Annotated in this window: 17 protein-coding genes and 3 pseudogenes; 10 read left to right on the top strand and 10 right to left on the bottom strand. The window is 69.5% G+C overall.

The window, feature by feature from the left end:
• Position 1 precedes the first annotated feature (1 nt).
• The 6 genes and pseudogenes from DI272_RS00095 to DI272_RS00070 all read right to left on the bottom strand — a co-directional run.
• A complete protein-coding gene (locus DI272_RS00095) occupies positions 2-199 on the bottom strand; it encodes a ferredoxin (RefSeq protein WP_109493100.1) in 198 nt (65 codons plus the stop codon).
• A gap of 42 nt (positions 200-241) precedes the next feature.
• Positions 242-1,426 carry a cytochrome P450 gene (locus tag DI272_RS00090; RefSeq protein ID WP_109493099.1) on the bottom strand — a complete coding sequence of 395 codons (1,185 nt, stop codon included), beginning with the start codon at positions 1,424-1,426 and terminating at the stop codon, positions 242-244.
• 307 nt (positions 1,427-1,733) lie between these two features.
• Positions 1,734-2,087, bottom strand: coding sequence for a DoxX family protein (locus DI272_RS00085; protein ID WP_109493098.1), 354 nt, complete (start codon positions 2,085-2,087; stop codon positions 1,734-1,736).
• The gene (locus DI272_RS00080; protein WP_109493097.1) at positions 2,084-4,051 is read right to left on the bottom strand and encodes an acetoacetate--CoA ligase; all 1,968 of its coding nucleotides are present in this window, start codon (positions 4,049-4,051) and stop codon (positions 2,084-2,086) included. Before DI272_RS00080 ends, DI272_RS00085 begins: the two co-directional genes overlap by 4 nt.
• Positions 4,048-4,272: a hypothetical protein gene (locus tag DI272_RS00075; protein WP_109493096.1), complete on the bottom strand. Its 225-nt coding sequence runs from the start codon at positions 4,270-4,272 to the stop codon at positions 4,048-4,050. Before DI272_RS00075 ends, DI272_RS00080 begins: the two co-directional genes overlap by 4 nt.
• Before the next feature lie 209 nt (positions 4,273-4,481).
• A pseudogene (locus tag DI272_RS00070) lies at positions 4,482-4,796 on the bottom strand (2,3-dihydroxybiphenyl 1,2-dioxygenase); the annotation flags it as partial.
• Positions 4,797-4,931: 135 nt separating this feature from the next.
• Here DI272_RS00070 and DI272_RS00065 point away from each other — a divergent pair.
• From DI272_RS00065 to DI272_RS44995, 8 genes and pseudogenes are all read left to right on the top strand, one after another.
• Positions 4,932-5,612 (top strand): TetR/AcrR family transcriptional regulator, encoded by a 681-nt coding sequence (locus DI272_RS00065; RefSeq protein WP_109493095.1) that lies wholly within the window; start codon positions 4,932-4,934, stop codon positions 5,610-5,612.
• 351 nt (positions 5,613-5,963) lie between these two features.
• Positions 5,964-6,797 carry an alpha/beta fold hydrolase gene (locus DI272_RS00060; RefSeq protein ID WP_109493094.1) on the top strand — a complete coding sequence of 278 codons (834 nt, stop codon included), beginning with the start codon at positions 5,964-5,966 and terminating at the stop codon, positions 6,795-6,797.
• A gap of 18 nt (positions 6,798-6,815) precedes the next feature.
• Positions 6,816-7,721 (top strand): alpha/beta fold hydrolase, encoded by a 906-nt coding sequence (locus DI272_RS00055; RefSeq protein WP_109493093.1) that lies wholly within the window; start codon positions 6,816-6,818, stop codon positions 7,719-7,721.
• Positions 7,718-9,265: an FAD-dependent oxidoreductase gene (locus DI272_RS00050; protein WP_109493092.1), complete on the top strand. Its 1,548-nt coding sequence runs from the start codon at positions 7,718-7,720 to the stop codon at positions 9,263-9,265. The genes DI272_RS00055 and DI272_RS00050 overlap by 4 nt, the downstream gene beginning before the upstream one ends.
• Before the next feature lie 58 nt (positions 9,266-9,323).
• On the top strand, positions 9,324-10,649 hold the full coding sequence (locus tag DI272_RS00045; RefSeq protein WP_109493091.1) for an amidohydrolase family protein: 1,326 nt from the start codon (positions 9,324-9,326) through the stop codon (positions 10,647-10,649).
• 154 nt (positions 10,650-10,803) lie between these two features.
• Positions 10,804-11,199, top strand: a complete 396-nt coding sequence (locus DI272_RS00040; RefSeq protein ID WP_109493090.1) for a hypothetical protein — start codon at positions 10,804-10,806, stop codon at positions 11,197-11,199.
• Between the two features lie 222 nt (positions 11,200-11,421).
• Positions 11,422-11,808 carry a UbiA family prenyltransferase gene (locus tag DI272_RS45000; protein ID WP_258314396.1) on the top strand — a complete coding sequence of 129 codons (387 nt, stop codon included), beginning with the start codon at positions 11,422-11,424 and terminating at the stop codon, positions 11,806-11,808.
• A 434-nt stretch (positions 11,809-12,242) separates the two neighbouring features.
• Positions 12,243-12,506 (top strand): annotated as a pseudogene (locus tag DI272_RS44995) (sugar phosphate isomerase/epimerase); the annotation flags it as partial.
• Here the strand turns inward: DI272_RS44995 and DI272_RS45920 are convergent.
• Positions 12,504-12,956, bottom strand: a pseudogene (locus tag DI272_RS45920) (transposase); the annotation flags it as partial. The pseudogenes DI272_RS44995 and DI272_RS45920 overlap by 3 nt on opposite strands.
• Before the next feature lie 48 nt (positions 12,957-13,004).
• On the bottom strand, positions 13,005-13,271 hold the full coding sequence (locus tag DI272_RS00020) for a hypothetical protein (protein ID WP_109493089.1): 267 nt from the start codon (positions 13,269-13,271) through the stop codon (positions 13,005-13,007).
• Positions 13,272-13,394: 123 nt separating this feature from the next.
• On the opposite strand from DI272_RS00020, the gene DI272_RS00015 reads away from it, so the two are divergent.
• Positions 13,395-13,778 carry a VOC family protein gene (locus DI272_RS00015; RefSeq protein WP_258314395.1) on the top strand — a complete coding sequence of 128 codons (384 nt, stop codon included), beginning with the start codon at positions 13,395-13,397 and terminating at the stop codon, positions 13,776-13,778.
• Between the two features lie 215 nt (positions 13,779-13,993).
• Here DI272_RS00015 and DI272_RS00010 read toward each other — a convergent pair whose 3' ends face one another.
• On the bottom strand, positions 13,994-15,736 hold the full coding sequence (locus DI272_RS00010; RefSeq protein ID WP_109493087.1) for a glycoside hydrolase family 6 protein: 1,743 nt from the start codon (positions 15,734-15,736) through the stop codon (positions 13,994-13,996).
• Between the two features lie 262 nt (positions 15,737-15,998).
• Entirely contained in the window at positions 15,999-16,139 is a 141-nt protein-coding gene (locus tag DI272_RS44320; protein WP_181387030.1) for a hypothetical protein, read from the bottom strand.
• Between the two features lie 416 nt (positions 16,140-16,555).
• Between DI272_RS44320 and DI272_RS44865 the strand changes: the two genes are divergently transcribed.
• A partial coding sequence (locus DI272_RS44865) for a cellulose-binding domain-containing protein (protein ID WP_219933831.1) occupies positions 16,556-16,750 on the top strand: 195 nt, incomplete at its 3' end.

The following is a 16,750-nucleotide window of genomic DNA, read 5'->3' as shown; positions in this document are numbered from 1 at the left end:
GTCACGACAGGACTCGCAGGGCGGCGACGGGGCAGGCGTTGACGGCCGCGCGGGCGGCGGGCTGGTGCTCGTCGGGGACGTCGGTGCCCTCGAAGTGGTGGGTGAGTTCGGCGTCGTCGTCCAGGCTGAAGACGTCGGGGGCCTGGTCGGCGCACAGGCCGTGGCCTTCGCAGCGTGGATGGTCGACGGAGATCTTCATGGTGCTGTCCTCAGCTCTCCTTGAACGGGCATGCGGTGGGGTTCAGGCGGGGATGAGTTCGAGCGGCAGGCGCTCGAGGCGGTGGATGACGTTGTTCAGGGCCCACTCGGGTGTTCCGGCCACCTCGATGCGGTCGACGCGTTCGACCAGGGCGCGGAGCATCGCTGAGGTCTCCATGCGGGCCAGGCCCTGGCCGGCGCAGCCGTGGGTGCCCTGCCCGAAGCCGAGTTGGCGGGCGACGTCGCGCCGGATGTCGAAGGTGTCCGGGTCGTCCCACTCCAGCGGGTCGCGATTGGCGGAGCCGTAGAGGACCAGCACCCGGGAGCCCTTGGACAGAGGGATGCCCGCCAATTCCGTGTCATGGGCCACGGTCCGGGAGAAGCCACGGATCGGGGACTCGTACCGGACCACCTCGTTGACCGCATTCGACAGGAGGTCGGGATCCGCCTTCAGCAGGCGCCACTGTTCGGGGTGGGTGGCGAACAGGTACAGGGCACTGGAGATGGCGCTGATGGTGGTGTCCAGGGAGGGTGCCAGGTAGTCGATCATCATGGTGGCGCACTCGGCGGGCATGATCCGGCCCTCGTCGGCGGCACGCAGCAGGTCGTCGCCCAGGCTGCTGTCCAGCACGGACCGGTCACGGACGACACCGCGCGCGTAGCGCAGCATGCCGAGGGAGGCGGGGAGGGTGCGCACCGCCTGGCAGTTGAGCGGGCCAAGGGCGTCGAAGGTGGCGCCTGCCCAGCGCAGCAGGTGCTCGCGGCCCTGCTGGGGCCAGCCCACCAGGTCGGGGACGACGGACATCGGCAGGGCCATGGCGACCTCCACCGCATCGATGGTGCGCCGGGCGACAGCGGCCTCAACCACGGTGACCGCCTGCTGGTCGACCATGTCGTTCATGGTGCGCAGCGCCCTGGGGGTGAGGCGGTGCGCGAGGAGGGAGCGGCGGCGGGCGTGGTCGTCGCCGTCACTGAACAGGGTGGTGCCCTGGCCCACGCGGTTGGCGACGGGGTTCAGGGCGACGCCGCCCGAGGAGACGAAGGTCTCGTCGTCCAGCAGCACCTGCTTGCACTCGGCGTACCGCGGCAGGGCGTGGACCTTGTGCTTGCTCAGCCAGACCACGGGACCGAGTTCACGCAGCGCGGCGTAGTGCGGATACGTGTCGCGGATGGCCGATGCCGAGTACAGGTCGGGGTGGTAGACGGGAATCTGCGTACGTGTGGGCATGAGAACAGCCCCTCCTGAAGGGACGGTGAGGCAGCGGGGGCATGACGGGGGTGCGCAACAGCGCCATAATGACGAAATGGTCAATCTTGATGGAATGCTGCGTCAAGGGTTACGAGAAGGGAAACGATGAAATCATCAGAACTGTGGAAGTTTCCCTTCGCGCGTCGGAGCAAGCGGCGGGTGGTGCTGCCAGCGTCGGACACCGCGCGTAGGAGGCGCTGGTCACGGATGAGGTGCAGGCGGGTGGAGGGTCGTGAGCCGTCGACCGCCGACCTGCTTCCGCTCGAAGCGCCGCGCACCCGGGCCGTCAGCCGGCGGCGATCGCCGCCCCGGCGCACGCCAGCGCCGTCAGAGCCAGTACTGCGGCGGGCAGGGCCCGGCCGGGCGGGTCACCGTGGCGCAGGTGAACCGCTGCGGCAGCCACCATGAGCAGAGCCAGCCCGGCAGCGGCGGCCACCCCGAGCGGGGCCGAAGCCAGGCCGAGCAGCAGCCCGGCGGCTCCCGCCACTTCCAGCGTGCCGATGACACGGTACCGGCCCGGCGACATGCCGAGATGCTCGGCTGCCTGGCGCATGAACGGCACGACGGCCATCTTCGCCAGCCCCAGGGGGAGGAAGACCAGGGACAGCACGACGGCGAGGGTGGTGTGCGCGGTCGTCATGCCGATCGGCCCCTGCGTGCAGCGCCCAAGCGGGCGTAATGGTCGATGAGGTCGGGGGCATCCACGGTGGCCAGGTTGACGACCTGCTCGACCGGGGCTCCCTGGAGGAGGCGTTTGACAGGGACTTCGAGTTTCTTGCCGGTGCGCGTATGCGGGATGCCCGGTACTTCGAGGATGTCGTCGGGCACGTGGCGGGGTGAGGCTTCGTTGCGGATGGCCTCTCGGATGCGGTCGCGGAGAGTGGCGTCGAGTTCGGTTCCGGCGGTGAGGACCACGAACAGCGGCATCCAGTAGCCGCCGTCGGGCTCCTCCGCTCCGATGACGAGGGCTTCCGCGATCTCGGGGAGACGTTCGACGACGTCGTGGATATCGGCGCTGCCCAGGCGTACGCCGTTGCGGTTCAAAGTGCTGTCGGAGCGGCCGTGGACGATGACCGACCCGTGGCCGGTGACCGTGATCCAGTCACCGTGCCGCCAGACGCCGGGGTAGAACGAGAAGTAGGCGTCGCGGTAGCGGCTGCCGTCGGGGTCGTTCCAGAAGGACAGCGGCATCGACGGCATGGGGCGGGTGACGACCAGCTCGCCGACCCGGTCCACGACCGGGAAGCCCTGCGCGTCATAGGCGGCCAGTGCCACGCCCAGATGAGGAGCGGACAACTCCCCTGCCCAGACGGGGGTGTTGGGTGCGCTGCCCGCAAAGCCGGAAACGACGTCCGTGCCGCCGCTGACGGAGGCCAGCAGGACGTGCTCGCCGACGTGCTCGCGCACCCAGGGGTAGGCGGAGGCGGGCAGGGCGGAGCCGGTGCAGCCCACCACCCGGATCGACGACAGATCGTGCAGCGAGGGGTCGATGCCGAACTTGGCCATGCCCAACAGGTACTGGGGGCTGGTGCCGAAAACGGTCACCCGGTGGCGGGCAGCCAGCTTCCACAGAGTGTCAGGCTCGGAGAGGGGCGCCGGGCTGCCGTCGTAGGTGCAGGCGGTGGCGCCGGTCAGCAGCGTCGAGACGACCAGGGTCCACATCATCCAGTGGGTGGTGGTGTACCACAGGAGGCGGTCGCCGGGGCCGAGGTCGGAGTGCAGGCCCAGGGTCTTGAGGTGTTCCAGCAGCACACCGCCGTGGCCGTGCACGATCCCTTTGGGCAGACCGGTGGTGCCGGAGGAGAACACGACCCACAGGGGGTGGTCGAAGGGCACGGGAGTACAGGTCAGTTGTTCCGTGCGGGTGGCGGCGTCCTCCCAAGGAACAACCAGCGAGGGATACGGTCGTGACGGCCACGGCAGTCCCACATGCTCCACCAGCAGCGTCGCCTTCAACGTCGGCAGCGCCTCGGCGAGTTCGAGGACGGCGTCACGGCGGTCGTGGGCGGTGCCGTTGAACAGGTAGCCATCGGCGCTGATCAGGACGGTGGGTTCGAGCTGGGCGAAGCGATCCGCGGCGGCCTTGGGGGCGTAGTCCTGTCCGCACACCGACCACACCGCGCCCAGGCTCGCGACGGCCAGGAACGCGACGATCGCGTGCGGGGTATTGGGCAGGTAGCCCACGACGCGGTCGCCCTTCCCCACGCCCAGGTCGCGCAGAGTGGCGGCGACGGAGGCGACCTGGGCGCGCAGACGGCCCGCGGTCATCTCGTAGCAGGAGCCCGTCTCGTCGAGGGCGACGACCGCCACGGCGTCGTCGGCGAGGTTGCGCAGGGCGTGATGGGCGTAGTTGAGAGTGGCGCCGGGGAACCAAAGCGCGCCGGGCATCCGCTCCTCCGCCAGCACCCGCTCGTACGGCGTCTCCGCGTCGATGTCGAAGTACTCCCACACCGCGGCCCAGAAGCCCTCCAGGTCGGTGACCGACCAGCGGTACAGGGCGGCGTAGTCGGAGTCCGCCATCCCGACATGGCGGGCGAAGTCCATGATGCAGCTCTCGGAGACGACCTGCGGATCAGGCGTCATGAAGGGGTCCGGCCTGGTCATCGTGTGGTGCTCCTCAGCAGGCTGTTGTCGGCGGTCCGCCGGGGTGGGTGGGGGGCTGCGGTTGCAGGAGGGACGTCCAGGTGGCGGTGCCGGTGAAGTCCCGCCCCGGCCGGAACGACGTCCAGGACGACGGGGTCGGGGCCCGGCAGCGCGGCGTCCGCGCGTCCGGCGTGCAGCCAGGCGGCGAGCGTGCCGTCGTCGTCCAGGGCGCTCACGGGCATCGCGGAGATGCCGAGCGCCTGAGCGCGGCCATTCAGCGTGGGCCGGGTTCGGCGGCAGTCAGGATGGTGAAATAGCCGCTGAGCAGGCCGTCGAGCCGGGTGCCCCGGCCGTCTGCGCTCCCCCACAGCTGGGGGGAATGTGCCCCCGCCGGGCCGCGCCGCACCAGCGGCCCGGCGGTCAGGGGCGGGCTGAGGCCGTGGCCGGCCAGCTCGCCGCAGTACACGACCTGCACCAGGAAGCCGGACGGGTCGAGCAGGTCGACGGCCTTGCCGCCGCCCGGAAAGTCCGCGTCCCGCCTCGGCCCCGGTCGCCCGCACCAGCCGGTCGAGATCAGCGAGCTCCGCCGCGCGGAACGCCGGGCCGATGAGACGGGACGTTCGACCACGCCGGATTGCCATGCACGGCGAGCGGGCGGGGGGATTCCGGGGGCGGCCGGGACGCTCCCCGCCCAGGGTGCCCTGCTCGCTGCGGGGGTCCTGATGGGACGTGATGACATCGGCCCGTCGACGCGGATTTCAGACATGGTGCCCTCCGAGCAACATCGCCACAATGAGGGAATCATCAGGTTTGACGGTCTCGTCGTCAAGGTGATCGCGCAAAACAATGATGAACTCATCAGAGATGCTGTTTTCATCGCCTCGATGGGTAGACTCCGCGCATGTCTACGCCAGCTCCGCCCGACAAGCGGTTCGAGCGGCGCCGCGCCGAGACCCGTCGTGCTCTCCTTCGTGCCGCCCGCCAGATACTCGCCGAGACCGGGGAGGCCGGTGCCAGCATCCAGGCGATCGCCGAGCGCGCCGACGTCGGCTTCGGCTCCTTCTACAACCACTTCCCTTCGAAGACCGAGCTGTTCGACGCGGCAGTGGTGGACGCTCTCGAGGAATACGGCCAAAGCATCGATGAACGCCTGGCAGGCATCGACGACCCGGCCGAGCTCGTCGCGGCGGGCTTCCGGCTCAGCGCCCGCATGGCCGGCTCCCACCCCGAACTGATGCAGGTACTGCGCCACCGCGGCCTCGGACACATCCACTCGGCCAACGGCCTGGCCCGACGGGCCCTGCGTGACCTCGAGGTCGGCGTCGCCTCCGGCCGCTTCACCGCTGTCGACCCGGCGGTCGCCCTGACCGCACTCGGCGGAACCCTGCTCCCCCTGGTGGAGCTGAGGTTCGCCCACCCCGACCTGGACGGCGACGAGGCCGCCGTCAACCTTGCCGAAATGGTTCTGCGCATGCTGGGCCTCCCACCGGACGACGCCCACGAGGTCGCCCGGCGCCCCCTCCCCGAGCCCGCCTCACCAGCCGCTCCTACGCGGACAGCGAGGAACCCGGCGGGAGAGTGAGGGAGCAGCCGGCGAAGCCGGTGCCGATCGCGTCCCCCAGCGGGGGCGTGACGGCGCACAGGCGCAGCCCCTCGGAACGCGATAGGCCGCGCCCAGCCGCAGCAAAGACGCCCTCGTGAGCAGCAGCCACCGCGCCATGTGCCACGAAAGCGGACGGATCGACGTTCCGCACGGGCCCGGCTCCCGAGAAGCGGCGATTCGGCTCCGGATGACGCCCTGCGAGACGTCACCGCGACACGTTGAACGGCAGCGCGGTCACCAACGATTCGTTCCTCACAAAAGATCAACCTGGTCGTGACGCTCAGAGGCCGGCACTTGACACCACCACTTTTCGATAACACTGTATCCGTTATGAGCACCTGGTCTGAGCCGCAGCCCGATTCCCGGTTCGTCGTGGTGGACAGTCTGCGGATCCACTACAAACGCGCTGGCCGCGGTCCGGCACTCGTACTGCTGCACGGCAGCGCGTCGTCGCTTCAGCACTTCGACCGAGCGGCGGACCTGCTGTCGGAGTCGTTCGATGTCATCCGCCCCGACCTGCCGGGGTTCGGCCTGACCGGCCCTCGCAAAGACCGCGACTACCGCATCCCGACCTACGCCGCGACGGTGGCGCGCTTCCTGGAGGCGCTGGCCGTGCCGCGCTACGCGGTGGGCGGCAATTCACTGGGCGGCAACATCGCCTGGAACCTCGCACTGGATCACCCGGAGCGGCTGACCGGGCTGGCGCTGGTCAATGCCACCGGGTACCCGGAGAAGGAGTTGCCGGCAGGCATGCGCCTGGCCCGCACTCCGCTGCTGCGCCCGCTGCTGCGGCGGGTGATGCCGCGCGGCGCCATCGAGCGCAACCTGCGCTCGGCCGTCGGCCCGCGGTCGACGATCGTGGACGACGCCATGGTGGACCGGGCCCATCAGCTCATGAGCCGCCCCGGAAACCGCTCAGCCTTCGTCGACTTCTGCAACACCGACCAACCGGACCGCAGCGCACAGATTCCCGGCATCGCAGTGCCCACACTCGTGCTGCGCAGCGCGAACATCGACGGCCAGCACTTCACCCGCGATATTCCGGGCGCCAGGGAGCTGGTGCACCCCGACGGCGGTCACCTGCTGCCGGAAGAGGAACCGCAGTGGGTCGCGGACGCGATCACCAAGTTCCTCGGCTCAGCGGCCGACGCCCCCACGAACTGAGGCCAGGAGGCCCGTCACATGAAGTACTTCGTCGCAGCGGCCGAGGACCGCCGGCTCACCGCCGACTCGCGGCATGCCCTGCGCGGCAGCTTCATAGAGCTGTCCGACGGTGTCACGCACTACGAACTGACCGGCCCCGAGCACGGGGAGGTGGTCGTTATGGCGGGCGGGCTGACCATCCCGTTGTTCTACTGGGACGGCCTCGTCACCGAGCTACACGCCCGCGGACTGCGGACGCTGACCTTCAGCGCGTACGGCCGCGGCTACTCGGACCGAGTGCAAGCGCGGTACGACGAGAGGCTGTTCGCGCGGCAACTGGCCGAGCTGACGGACCGGCTGGGCCTGACGACCCGGCTGCTGCACTTCGTCGGCACCTCCATGGGCGCGCTCGTCGCCATGACCTACGCCGCCCAGTCCCCCGCTTCGCTCTCCACCCTCACCATCGTCGGACCCGCCGGCCTCGCGAAACCGCAACTGACCTCCCCCCACCGGCTGCTGCGCAGCGATCTGCTGGCCGGCTTCGTCGCCCGGCGGCGTGGCCGCCAGATACTCCAGGGCCACCTCGGGCACAACGTCCGCGACCCCGAACTCGGCGTGAAACTCGCGGACATGGTCCTCGACGCCTTCCGCTTCGAGGGTTCGCTGTACGCCGTCTTCGACACGCTGCAGCATCTGCCGGTCTCCGGCAGGGACGACCTCTTCAGGAAGACCGGAACGCTGGACATCCCGACGCTGCTGCTGTGGGGCGACGAGGACCAGGTCACGCCGCTGAGGCACTTCGACACTGCTCGCGCCCTGCTGAAGCCCCAGCACCATCACGTGATCCCGGAATGTGGGCACATGGCCCCGTTCGAGCGGCCCCTGGACGTCGCCGATCAGATCGCCCCGTTCGTGGTCGCACGCAGCGAAAGGCTCGACTCGTGAACAACCCGCAGGTCATCGACGTACTGGTCGTCGGTGCAGGCCCTTCCGGCTCCGCCGTGGCGATCGACCTCGTACGCCGGGGACTCGACGTACGGATCATCGACAGGTCGTCGCACGCCTTCGACGGTTCCCGCGCCAAGGGCATCCAGCCCCGCAGCCTCGAAGTGCTGGAAGACCTCGGTGCCCTCAACGACGTGCTGGCCGGCGGCAGCGTCTACCCCAAGCTCGGGATTCATGCGGGCCCCTTCACCGTGCCCTGGAGGATGTTCACGCACCGGGAGGCGACCCCGGACGTTCCGCACCCGAACACCTGGCTGATCCCGCAGTTCCGCACGGACCGCGCACTGCACGCCCGGCTCGGCGAACTCGGCCATGAGGTGGAGTTCGGCAGGGAGTTGACCGAGCTGACGCAGGACGAGGACAGGGTGGTCGCCGAGGTGGCGGGCGCGGACGGCGCGGAGGAGATCGTCGCCCGGTATGTCGTCGGCGCAGACGGCGGTTCCAGTGTGGTGCGCAGACAGCTCGGCATCGGGTTCGCCGGGACGACGGACGAGAGCGACCGGATGCTGCTCGTCGACGCCTCGGTGAGCGGTCTGGCCCGCAACCGGTGGCACATGTGGCCGGGCCGGGGCGGCAAGTTCATCGGCGCCTGCCCGCTCCCGCACAGCGACATGTTCCAGTGGATGATCCGTCTCAGGCCGGACGAGGAGCCGCCCGCGAAGAGGGACGACATCCTCCGGCGGATCCACGCGCACACCCACAACAAGCGCATTCAACTGCACGACATCCACTGGACGTCGGTGTTCCGGCCCAACATCCGCCTGGCCAAGCACTACGGCCGAGGGCGTGTCTTTCTCGTCGGCGACGCCGCACATGTACACACCCCGGCCGGCGCACAGGGCCTGAACACCGGTGTACAGGACGGTTACAACCTCGGCTGGAAGCTCGGACAGGTCCTCGCCGGGGCGGACGCCACGTTGCTGGACACCTACGAGGCCGAGCGGCAGCCGATCGCCGCCGGGGTCCTGGGCCTGTCCACGGAGAAGTGGGGCGGCATCGCCAAGCTCGACCCGTCGAGCATGAAGCGGGGCAAGGACGAGCAGCAACTCGCCCTGACGTACTACGGCGGTCCGCTGGCACCCGCCGACGGCATGCGCACCTCGACGCTGCACGTGGGTGACCGCGCCCCGGACGCCGCGCTGCTGCGCGCCGACGGGACCGGGTCCCGGCTGTTCGACGTCTGCCGCGGGCCGCACTTCACCGCCCTCGCCTACGGCGCCGGTGCGGGCCGGGCCCTGGAACAACTCGCCTGGCCCGCGGCGGGCGCCCAGCTGAGACGCCTGGCCGTCGGGGCGACCGCCGACGACGGCCTCGCCTTCTCCGACCCCCAGAACACCCTGAAGCGGGCTTACGGCCTGGACGGCGACACGTTGCTGCTGATCCGCCCCGACGGGTACATCGGGCACATCGCCACCCGGGACTTTCTCACCACCACACAATCCGCCGCGCGGGCCATGACGCCGCAGGCATTGGCGCCGGCATAGGCAAGGAGCCGCACATGTCCCAGCAGAGTCACACCTCCCCCGGTTCGAAGGTCCCCGCATGAGCCGCGTACTGCTGCGCGGAGCGCAGGTCATCACGATGGCGCCGGGCCGTCCCGACGCCGAGCACGCTGACATCCTCGTCGACGGTGACCGCATCGCCGCCGTCGGCGCGACCATCGAGGCACCCCACGCCGAAGTCGTCGACTTCTCCGGCCGCATCGTCATCCCCGGTCTGGTCAACGCCCACCTGCACACCTGGCAGACCGCGCTGCGCTCGGTGGGCGCCGACTGGACGCTGATGGAGTACCTCACCCACCTCCACGGTGCGTGCGTCGGGCACTACACCCCGGCCGACATGCACATCAGCAATCTGGCCGGCGCGCTGAACCAGCTCAACTGCGGTACGACCACCCTCGGCGACTGGTGTCACAACGTCCTGTCGCCCGAACATGCCGACGCGGCCGTCGAGGGACTGGTCCAGGCCGGTATCCGCGCCGTCTTCCTGCACGGCACGCCCTACCGTGCGCCGGACGTCCCTCACCCGCTCGCCGAGATCGACCGGCTGCTCGACGGCCCCGTCCGCGAGCATGCCCTCCTCACCCTGGGCATGGCACTCCAGGGACCGCAGTACTCCTCGCCCGAGGCGGCCGTGGTCGACTTCCGGGCCGGCTCCGAACGCGGTCTCGTCGTTTCGATGCACCAGAGCGGCGGAGCACCGGCGCCCGGGTGGGAAGCCGTGCGTGCCGCCGGGCTGTTCAGCCCGCTGACCAACATCGTGCACGGGACCGACCTGCCGGACGACTGGCTCAAGACGCTCCTCGAAGCGGGCGTCACCTTCACCACCACCCCGGAGAACGAACTGGGCCAGGGACACGGCACGCCCATCACCGGGTCTCTGCTGCGTCTGGACGCGGCGCCCTCCCTGGGGACCGACATCGACACCGCCGTACCCGGCAAGCTCCTCACCGCGGCCCGTATCGCCCTGGCCCATCAGCGCGGCCTGGACCACGCTGAGCACCGGCAGCGGACCGGCATGCACGCCAATACCGCTTCGGTCACCGCCAAACAGGCACTGGCCTGGGCCACGGTCGAAGGGGCGAAGGCACTGGGCCTGGCCGACCAGGTGGGCCGGATCGAGGCGGGCATGCAAGCCGACCTGGTCGCCGTCGACGCCCGGGCCCTCAACCTGTGGCCGGCGCACGACCCGGTCGCAACAGTCCTGCACGCCGACATCGCCAACATCGAAGCGGTGATGGTCGCGGGCACCTGGCGCAAACGCGATCACACCCTGCTCACGTCCGGACTCGACGAGGTCAAGGACCAGCTCCGCGAGTCCGGGGAACGACTGCTGCGCAGCATCGGACCCGCAGGTCCAGAGGACTGACACACGCGCCGGCCTCGCGGCAGGGACCGCCGCGCCGACGGATACGGCACACCGCCCCCTCGGCGCGACGGTACTCGGGCCCGCCTCTCGAATCGGCGCCCTACCCCTGTGCCGTCGTCGTCATGGTCCTGTTCAACATCACCTTCTGCTGTGTATGGACGAGGAAGGCATCCAGAACCTGAGCATGCGCAGGTCCGGCAGTCGCCTCGCCATCACCGCGGCGGCACTCTACTGGTACATCAAGAGCAGACACGGTCTGCTCATGCTGGCCGCAGACACCGTCTGGCGGGAGACACCTCTTCCGGTTCTCGACGACCGCGAATGGCGGCCGGCCCTCCTGACCATGGCCGAACACCTGCGCGCGCTCTGCGAGGCATCCGGCCTCACCGGGCAGGATGCCGAGCAAGCCGCCCAGATCGTCGTCACGTTCGCGATCGGCTCCGCCCTCGCAGGTGCTCATGATCCGTATGTGTCCTTCGGGCTGGAGTCGATTCTCGGCTGTGTCGAAGCCCGGGCCACGGCCGTGGACCACGCAAGAGGCCCGCGATGAAGCCGGCACCGTCCTCCATCGCCGCGTGACATTCCGGACGACATCACAAATCGACGACTGTCTTCACAACTCCGCGAGCACGTCGCCCGGCACGCTCAACGCAGCCGGGGCGCGGACCAGTTCCGCGACGTTTGCGAGTCCGGGGCCGCCGCCACGGGCCACCCACTGAGCGTGCGGACGACCGGCGTGATCGGGTCGTCCGTCTGCCTCTACTGAGCCGGCATGGCCCTCAACGACTACGCCGACGCCACGGTCGACGCGGTTGAGCGCCCCGAGCGCCCGGTCCCGTCCGGCCGGATCCGGCGCCGTACCGCCCTCGCCATCGCGGGCATCCTGACCGCCGGAGCCCTCACGCTCGCCGCCGCCTCGGGGGGCTGCCGGAGCCTCATGGGAGCTTGGGCACCGGCCGCGGCCGGGTGGGCGTACGACCTCAAGCTGAAGTCGACCCCGGCCGGCCCGGCCGCCATGGAAACGCCGCGCGGACCCTCGACGTCCTCGCGGGTGCGCTGGCCGCCGGGCGCGGACCGCACCCCACGACCGGGACCGGTGCCGCCCTGCTGCGCGGCGCCGTCCCCGCCGCTCTGGTCGGCGCCCACACCTACACCGTGACCGCCCTCAGCCGCCACGAGATCTCGGGCGCCCCCCGCCCGGCTGCCGGTCGCGACCTGCGCCGCCGCCACGACCACCGCCCTCGCCGCGGCACTCCCGGCCGCCCGCACGGCCGTCGCCTTGCGTGCCGGACGACTTCAGGGGCGCACCGGCGCCATCGCCCGGGCCGTCGTCGTGACTGCGGGCGCCCTCGCCTACCTCGGCAGCTACGGAACCGCTCAGGCCCGTGCCGTGCGGGAACCGTCGGGCGAGAACGTACGGCGCCGTCCGGGCCGGGATCCTCGGCCTGATGCCGCTTCAGGCAGCGTTGACCGCACGGAGCGGGGCCACGGCGGAGGCGGCGGCCCTCGGTGTCGTACACCCGCTCGCCGGCGGCTCGCCCGGCGCATCTCCCCCACCTGCACAGCACGAGCCTCCGCAGGAAAAAAGCCGGAATGACCCCGCCCCCCACACCGCTCAGATTCTGCAACGGCACCAATGGCTTCACCGACCACCGACTGCGCGACGTCCTCGCGGTCCTCGCCGACCTCGGCTATGACGGCGTCGCGCTCACTCTCGACCACGGCCACCTCGACCCGTACGCGGACGATCTGCCCCGGCGGGTGGCAGCGATCGCCCGGGACCTGGCCCGGCACGGGCTGGACGTCACCGTGGAGACCGGCGCGCCCTACCTTCTCGACCCCTGGGGCAAGCACCATGCGTTGAAAGGACACGCCCTCCTCGCAGAGCAGGATCCGTAGGCCCTCGTAGCTGATGTCGGCGACCACCCCCTCGGCTACCAGGGAGTCGGCGAGCTCGGCCAAGCTCCAGGTCGACAACGGCAGGCCATGCTCGGCCGGCTTGGACTTGGCGATCTGCTTGATCTCCCGACGCGCCGGGAGGGTGAAGGTCCTTGGCCGGCCGCCCTTGTACTTCGGGTAGAGCGCCTCGAAGCCGTCGGCGTTGAAGTTGTGGACCACGTCCCTGACCCGGTCCGCACTGATGAACGTCACGTCGGCGATCTTCGCCACGGGCATGTCCTGCGCGGACGGCAACACCACCTGGGCTCGCCGCCAGTTCACCACCGATCCCGTGCCCTTGCGGATGATCCGCAGCAGTCTTCGGCCCTCGCCGTCATCGATCTCCCGTACCCGCACCCGTTCGGCCACGCGCACATCGCGGCAGCGACCGGGACTTGGGACGGAGCTGCGGCCGCTTCACATCGCCCGGCGTTTCCTCAGTTCAGCAAGCCATGCCCGTACCTGTTCGTCGTCGTGCAGGTAGCCGCCGCTCTCGCCCGCAGGGAGATCGATTCCGTAGAGGCGGTTCAGCGCCCACCAGGAGAGGTCGTCCCAGACGATCACGTCCTCCATCACCCACCTCGCCGCCCAGCGATCGGCCTCGTCCCTGGACAGCCGACCCGCCACAAGCTCAACGAAGCAGTCTTCGATCTCATCAAGAGTGGGCTGGCCGCTGGCATCCATGCCTTGACCGTACAGGCAGGGCAAACGTTGCTTGATGCGGCACTAGTCGAGCGCAAGGAAGTCACCGCTGCCTGACCGCTCCTCACCCGAGACAAGCGCGGGATCATGAGGCAAGCTGCCGGGATGAAATCTCGAACTGATGGTATGTGGTGGGGAACGGCGATCGAGGCGCCCGACCCCAGCGGCTTGGCGAGGTTCTACGCTGAACTCCTCGGCTGGCACCTCGGACACGAGGAACCCGGAACCGCCATCGCCGCTGCCTCACCACAAGGGCCATTCTTCGTATTCCAACAGGCCGAGGGCTACCGGGCTCCGGTCTGGCCACCGGTCGATGGCGAACAGCGTCCGATGATGCACTTCGACTTCCAGGTCGGCGATCTGGACTCGGCGGTCGCCGAGGCGGTCGCCCTGGGCGCCACAATGGCCGAGGACCAACCGCAGGAGAACGTCCGAGTGCTCCTCGACCCCGCCGGCCACCCCTTTTGCCTCTGTCTCGACGAGGGATGACCGGCGCACCCACCCTTCACGCGATCCACAACTCTTGACCATTTCGCGCTAGTCGTTCTGCTCCAAGGTGCCCGGCCCGTGCCGAGATGCCATCGCAGCCCTGGTTCGGCCGTCTTGCCGGGGCCCATGCGCTGAGCCCCGGCAAGACATCTGACAGGGGACGCGGTCCGCCGGGGTGCTCCCTTCGGTGAGGACTCACCGCGGCGGCCGCGCGGTTACGGCAGTGGCGGGTAGGCGTTCTGCATCAACTGCTGGAACTGGGCGGAGAACCAGTGGCCGGCCACCGGCGCGTTCGGCAGGGCGCCGGTGGGGTTGTTGCCGTTGCGGGCGTTGCCGCCGTAAGTGGGGTCGCACATGCGGTCGAAGCCCTTGCCCTCGTCGTTGGGCACGGCGGAGCTGGAGCCGTCGGACTCCCCCGGCGGCTTGACCCACACGTAGGCGTCGATCCCGGTGGCCGGGGCCGCGGTGGGCCGTTCGCCGATCCCTGCGCCGGTCTGGTTGCACCAGTTGCCGGCGTGGATGCGCCGGTCGATGCGGCTGCCGTTGACGTAGTCGTCGACCGAAGTCGTCGGGCCGGCCTTGGTGGGCCGGGCGGTGCCGCCCCAGCCGTTGCGGGAGGTGTCGATCAGCATGCCGAGACCCGAGTCGAACCCGGCCGCGACCAGCTTGTCCCGCAGCGCTTGGGCGAAGGACTGCTCGTCCACGTACTGGTTCCAGTCCACCCACTTCGACTGGCGCACGGTCTGGCCGTTCACCATGTCCGTGACCTTGTAATACGGCTCCTTGGTGGGGCTGGTGTTCGCGGTGTTGACGATGAAACCGGCGACGTCGCTCACGCTCGCGCCGTTGGTCGTGGCGACCTTGGCGAACTCCTGCACGGACGGACCGAGGTTGCTGTCCCAGCCCAGCCAGCCGTGGTGGCCGGCATCGATGTAGTTGTACACGTTCGCTAGGGCACCGAGCTTGTCGAGAGCGTAGGAGACGCCCTTCTCGTAGTTGCCGTTGCTCTTCATGGTCACGCAGGCGTCGGTGGTGGTGTTGGTGCCACCGGCGTTGGTGACCAGGTTGGGCAGCGAGTCGGGCTCTATGACGGTGGCGATCCGCAGGCCCGCGTACTTCGCATCGGAGAGGATCGAGGTGATCGGGTCGATGTACTGGCTCTTGTACTTGTCGAGGTCGTTCGGTCCCAGTTCGCCGTTGGATGCGAGGGCGGCGCAGTCACGGCCCGGCAGATCGTAGATCACCAGCTGGACGACGAGTTCTCCGCTGCCCTTCTGCTTCAGCGCCTCGTCGAGGTGGTCGCGCAGGCTCATGCCGCCGTTCACGCCGTTGATGGCGGCGATCCGGTCCAGCCACACGGCGGTGGGCTGGTTGGAGATGCGGCTGCCGCCCGGCTCGGCGGCCGCCTTCGCGGACCACTCCGGGTTCACGTAGACCTTCGCGCCGACGTAGGGGTTGGCGGCCTTCGGCCCGCCCGGACCCGGATCGGTGGGCCCCGGGTCGGTCGGCCCGGGGTCGGTCGGCCCGGGGTCGGTCGGTCCACCGCCGTCCACGTTGCAGGCCACGCCGTCGAGGGTGAACGTGGCAGGAATCGCGTTGGTTCCGCTGTAGGACGCCTGGAAACCGAAACCGACCGAACCGCCGGTGGCGAGCGTGCCGTTGTAGCTCTCGTTGGCGGCCGTCACGGAGGTGCCGCTCTGGCTGACCTTCGCGTTCCAGCCATTGCTGATGCTCTGGTTTCCGGCGTACGACCACTTCAGCGACCAACTCGACTTGGCCGCGCCGTTGTTGGTGACCGTGACGGCGGCGGTGAAGCCGGTGTCCCACTGGTTCTGCACCTTGTAGTCCACCGTGCAGGGTGCGGCCGCGGCGCCGGCCGGCGCCGAGACGAATGCGGCCGCTGAGGTCCCGCTGAGCAGCGCGAGCGCAGCGAGCAATGAGGGTTTGGTGCGACTCATGATGACGGGTTCCTTCTGGTTGGAGGGGTTCTCCGCTGATTGAGTACGCGCAGGTGATCGCGCACGTTGATGCGAACGGGGCGACGTGGCCTCGTGGCGAAGGGCAGGGAAGACTCCGAGCAGCAGTTCACTGACGGCCGGCGCCCCGGCCACGGGACACACAGGAGAACTCACTTTGGGAGCGCTCCCCACTCGGGGTTCAACGGGTGGAGCCGCCGGCGTCCCCGAGTTCGAGCATTGTCGGAGCGTCGAAGGCATCCACTCAGGCGGCCGGAGTGTCTGAGCCGACGCTCGCGTCGGTCAGGACGAAGCCCGACCAGCTGTCGTTCGTGGCGCACTGCCGGAGAAAGCCGGTGGCCAGTCGCCGACTGCCGGACGCGAGCAGGGCATTGCTGTTCGACACTGATCCTCGGAAGCCGAGGTCCCGCTGATCGGCCACGGCGCGCCCGCCCTGCGGCGGCGCGTTGCTCCCGGAAGCCGGATCAAGTTACCGCCGCGGTGGAGACGAGCATGCCGACGCGTGCGGTTGACGAGGAGAAATGAACGTGGGGGGTGTCGCATGAGCGACTCCTCGCAGTGTGGCGCGCCGTGTCCGGCGCGTCGACTGATGGGAACCGCTCCCACTGGTGCGAAGGAAAGTAGCGCCAAGTGGCGCGGTTGCCCAGAGGTACGGCTGAACTTCCTTTGAACTCAACCCTTTCGCGTGTTCGAGTCTTCAAGCTCCTTGACCGCTGCCGCCCCCATCCCCATGATGGGAGCGCTCCCACTGGCCAAGACTTGTGCTTCCCCGTGCTTTGAGCCGCTTGGAGGAACCAGTTCATGGATCCCGGACGTAAACGCAGAACTGTTCGGCGGGCGTTAACCGCCACGACAGCCGCCCTGGCCCTGCCCCTGTCGATGCTGGCCACAGGTGCGACGACCGCGCGTGCAGCGGGCGTTCAGTGCAGCGTGGACTACAAGACGAACGACTGGGGCTCCGGCTTCACCACGGACGTGACGATCACCAACCGTGGT

Origin of the sequence: Streptomyces sp. Act143 (genome assembly GCF_003143935.1) — a bacterium.
In the GTDB taxonomy this organism is placed as follows: Bacteria; Actinomycetota; Actinomycetes; order Streptomycetales; family Streptomycetaceae; genus Streptomyces.
This window is presented reverse-complemented; position numbering and strand designations above follow the sequence as displayed.

Excerpts from the sequence above, each read along its gene's own strand:
- DI272_RS00095 (WP_109493100.1), bottom strand. The coding sequence starts at position 199 with ATGAAGATCTCCGTCGACCATCCACGCTGCGAAGGCCACGGCCTGTGC.
- DI272_RS00090 (WP_109493099.1), bottom strand. The coding sequence starts at position 1,426 with ATGCCCACACGTACGCAGATTCCCGTCTACCACCCCGACCTGTACTCG.
- DI272_RS00085 (WP_109493098.1), bottom strand. The coding sequence starts at position 2,087 with ATGACGACCGCGCACACCACCCTCGCCGTCGTGCTGTCCCTGGTCTTC.
- DI272_RS00080 (WP_109493097.1), bottom strand. The coding sequence starts at position 4,051 with ATGACCAGGCCGGACCCCTTCATGACGCCTGATCCGCAGGTCGTCTCC.
- DI272_RS00075 (WP_109493096.1), bottom strand. The coding sequence starts at position 4,272 with ATGCCCGTGAGCGCCCTGGACGACGACGGCACGCTCGCCGCCTGGCTG.
- DI272_RS00065 (WP_109493095.1), top strand. The coding sequence starts at position 4,932 with ATGTCTACGCCAGCTCCGCCCGACAAGCGGTTCGAGCGGCGCCGCGCC.
- DI272_RS00060 (WP_109493094.1), top strand. The coding sequence starts at position 5,964 with ATGAGCACCTGGTCTGAGCCGCAGCCCGATTCCCGGTTCGTCGTGGTG.
- DI272_RS00055 (WP_109493093.1), top strand. The coding sequence starts at position 6,816 with ATGAAGTACTTCGTCGCAGCGGCCGAGGACCGCCGGCTCACCGCCGAC.
- DI272_RS00045 (WP_109493091.1), top strand. The coding sequence starts at position 9,324 with ATGAGCCGCGTACTGCTGCGCGGAGCGCAGGTCATCACGATGGCGCCG.
- DI272_RS00040 (WP_109493090.1), top strand. The coding sequence starts at position 10,804 with ATGGACGAGGAAGGCATCCAGAACCTGAGCATGCGCAGGTCCGGCAGT.
- DI272_RS45000 (WP_258314396.1), top strand. The coding sequence starts at position 11,422 with ATGGCCCTCAACGACTACGCCGACGCCACGGTCGACGCGGTTGAGCGC.
- DI272_RS00020 (WP_109493089.1), bottom strand. The coding sequence starts at position 13,271 with ATGGATGCCAGCGGCCAGCCCACTCTTGATGAGATCGAAGACTGCTTC.
- DI272_RS00015 (WP_258314395.1), top strand. The coding sequence starts at position 13,395 with ATGAAATCTCGAACTGATGGTATGTGGTGGGGAACGGCGATCGAGGCG.
- DI272_RS00010 (WP_109493087.1), bottom strand. The coding sequence starts at position 15,736 with ATGAGTCGCACCAAACCCTCATTGCTCGCTGCGCTCGCGCTGCTCAGC.